This window comes from Natronococcus sp., from assembly GCF_047921035.1.
Classification (GTDB): Archaea; Halobacteriota; Halobacteria; order Halobacteriales; family Natrialbaceae; genus Natronococcus.
The window spans coordinates 1-2945 of sequence record NZ_JBLRWX010000190.1 but is presented as its reverse complement, the minus strand read 5'-3'; the positions used below and the strand labels follow the sequence as shown (position 1 = coordinate 2945).

The window sequence follows — 2945 nt, the reverse complement described above, 5'->3', positions numbered from 1 at the left end:
CGCAGAGAGACGCGCTGTCGCGCGTCTCGGACGGCTGTTCGCCCAGTAGAAACGGCGAGCGAAGCGAGCAGTTTGCACACGCAGTTACCGAGTCGCTCGAGTTGGTTTCAGCCGTCGTTCCGAATCCCGAGTCCGTACTCCGATCGACTAGTAGAGGTACGAACGCAGCGTCGAGAGTACCTTTCGCTCGACCCGTCGGAGGTGGTCGTCCACCGCCCGCCGGCTGATTCCCAGTTCGGTCGCGAGGGCCTCGCTCGTCGTCTCTCGAGGGATCTCGTAGTACCCGCCCTCGACCGCCAGCGAGAGGACCTCGCGCTGACGGGTCGTCAGCTCCGGCAGCACGTCCTCGAGCGAGACGAGCGGGGACGACCGGGCGGGGACGCCGATCTCGCGTTTGCTCAGCACCTCGACGTCGAATCCGTCCTCGAGGAGGGCGGCGTAGAGGGCGGTGAGGTTCTCGGCGTCGAGCGCGAGGATCCGGCAGTGTTTCCGCCCGTTCTCGTACTGCAGCGGGGGAAGCAACAGGCAGTCGTGGGACTCGAGATAGCGCTCGATGTGCGAGGTCTCGTGTCGTTTCAGACAGGAACTCGTGATGACGACCGTCTCGCCGTCCCCGCGGACGCAGTCCTCGATTCCGATGTCCGCCCGAACCTGGGAGAGCACCGGCTCGACCGACGAGCCGACGACGTAGAGGAGGTCCGCGTGGTCGTTACACCAGAGTTCGATCCGGCAGTCGGTGCCGTCGGTCGGCGCGGTGTAGGCGCTCGAGTCGGCGATAGCGACGGTCGCCTCGTACATGTCCGTCCGGTCGTCGTCCGAGAGTGTATAAATATGGTTCCGTACGGAACGTCGACTGTGTTAGTTCTGGACGTACTCGATCAGGTATGGAACGCGAAACCGAATCATCACTCGGCGACGACGCCCCGAGCAAACAGTGGCAGGAGTATCAGGGCGCGCCGACGGGAACGGACCTCGAGTGTCGCGGCTGGCGTCAGGAGGCCGCCTTCCGGATGCTGAACAACAACCTCGATCCCGACATCGCCGAGCGACCCGAGGACCTCGTGGTCTACGGCGGGACCGGACGGGCGGCCCGGTCGTGGGACGCCTACGACGCGATCTGTACCGAACTGCGCGAACTGGGCGACGAGGAAACCCTCCTAGTTCAGTCGGGCAAACCCGTCGGGCGCTTCGAGACCCACGAGCGCGCGCCGCGGGTGCTAATCGCCAACTCGAACCTCGTCGGCCACTGGGACGACTGGGAGCACTTCCACGAACTCGAGGCGAAGGGCCTGATCATGTACGGCCAGATGACCGCCGGCTCGTGGGCCTACATCGGCACCCAGGGGATCATCCAGGGCACCTACGAGACCCTCGCGGAGCTATCGAACCGGCACTACCCCGAGACGGAGGGACTCGAGGGCAAGGTCGTCGTCACCGGCGGACTCGGCGGGATGGGCGGCGCCCAGCCCCTCGCCGTCACGATGAACGGCGGCGTCTGCATCGCCGCCGAGGTCGACGAGTCACGGATCGACCGACGCCTCGAGACGGGGTACTGCCAGGAGAAGACCGACGACCTCGAGGCGGCCATCGAGAACGCGACGGCGGCGGCAGAGGCCGGCGAGCCCTACAGCGTCGGCGTCCACACGAACGCCGCCGATATGCTCGAGGCGATGCTCGAGCGCGACTTTGTCCCGGACGTCGTCACCGACCAGACTAGCGCCCACGACGAACTCGAGGGCTACTACCCCTCGGGCTACACGGTCGAAGAAGCCGACCGGTTGCGCGAGGAGGATCCCGAGACGTACGTCGCGGAGAGTCTCGAGACGATGGAGCGCCACGTCGACGCCATCCTCGAGCACCAGGAGCGAGGGGCGATCGCCTTCGAGTACGGGAACAACATCCGCGGACAGGTGCAGGAACACCGCGGCCACGAGTCAGCGTTCGACTTCCCCGGGTTCGTGCCGGCCTACATCCGGCCGCTGTTCTGTCGCGGGAAGGGGCCGTTCCGCTGGGTTGCCCTCTCGGGTGATCCCACGGACATCCACCGGACCGACGACGCCGTCCGCGAACTGTTCCCCGAGAAGGACCATCTGCACCGCTGGATCGACCTCGCCCGGGAGCAGGTCGAATTTCAGGGGCTTCCCTCGAGGGTGTGCTGGCTCGGGTACAGCACCGAGGGAGAGGGCGACGAGGCGCTCACCGAGCGCGCGCGCTTCGCCCTGCAAATCAACGACCTCGTCGCCGACGGCGAGATTTCGGCCCCGATCGTCGTCACCCGGGATCACCTCGATGCGGGGTCGGTCGCGAGCCCGAACCGCGAGACCGAGTCGATGCGCGACGGCAGCGACGCCGTCGCCGACTGGCCGATCCTCAACGCCCTGCTCAACTGCGCGGCCGGCGCCGACATCGTCAGCGTCCACGACGGCGGCGGCGTCGGCATCGGCAACTCGCTGCACACGAACAACCACGTCGTCCTCGACGGCTCCGAGCTCGCCGCCGAGAAGGCTCGGCGGGTGTTCACCACCGATCCGGGGATGGGCGTGATCCGCCACGCCGACGCGGGCTACGAGGAGGCCATAGAGGAGGCCCGCGAGTCGAACGTCCACGTCCCGATGACGGAGGCCGATCGCTCGTGAGCGAACCCGATCGGTTCGCGACCAACCCCGACTGGGCGGCGACCGGCGGCTGGGACGTCCTCGCCGGCGGCGACGCGAACGACGAACTGTTCGGCGACGTCGTCGAACGGGTCTCCCTCGAGGACCTCGCGGCGGGCGCGTTTGGAGCGGTTCTCGTCGGCGAACCCTACGACGGTGCGGTCATCGGCCGGCGGGGCGCCCGCGAGGGTCCGCCCGGGATTCGACGCTCGCTCGCCCGAACGAAAACTCACCACTTCGACGGCGGTCCCCTCGACGGAGTCGCGGACCTCGGCGACGTGCGCTCGCTGG

3 protein-coding genes are annotated in these 2945 nt (G+C 67.6%); 2 read left to right on the top strand and 1 reads right to left on the bottom strand.

Annotated features, from left to right (window positions below):
- Positions 1–147: 147 nt before the first annotated feature.
- On the bottom strand, positions 148–798 hold the full coding sequence (locus ACNA7R_RS19945; protein WP_416285288.1) for a helix-turn-helix domain-containing protein: 651 nt from the start codon (positions 796–798) through the stop codon (positions 148–150).
- 86 nt (positions 799–884) lie between these two features.
- Here ACNA7R_RS19945 and hutU point away from each other — a divergent pair, with 86 nt between their 5' ends.
- Positions 885–2636 (top strand): urocanate hydratase, encoded by a 1752-nt coding sequence (hutU, locus tag ACNA7R_RS19940; RefSeq protein WP_416285287.1) that lies wholly within the window; start codon positions 885–887, stop codon positions 2634–2636.
- Positions 2633–2945, top strand: a 313-nt coding sequence (locus ACNA7R_RS19935; RefSeq protein ID WP_416285286.1) for an arginase family protein, incomplete at its 3' end; no start/stop codon positions are given. The genes hutU and ACNA7R_RS19935, both read left to right, overlap by 4 nt.

Excerpts from the sequence above, each read along its gene's own strand:
- ACNA7R_RS19945 (WP_416285288.1), bottom strand. The coding sequence starts at position 798 with ATGTACGAGGCGACCGTCGCTATCGCCGACTCGAGCGCCTACACCGCG.
- hutU (WP_416285287.1), top strand. The coding sequence starts at position 885 with ATGGAACGCGAAACCGAATCATCACTCGGCGACGACGCCCCGAGCAAA.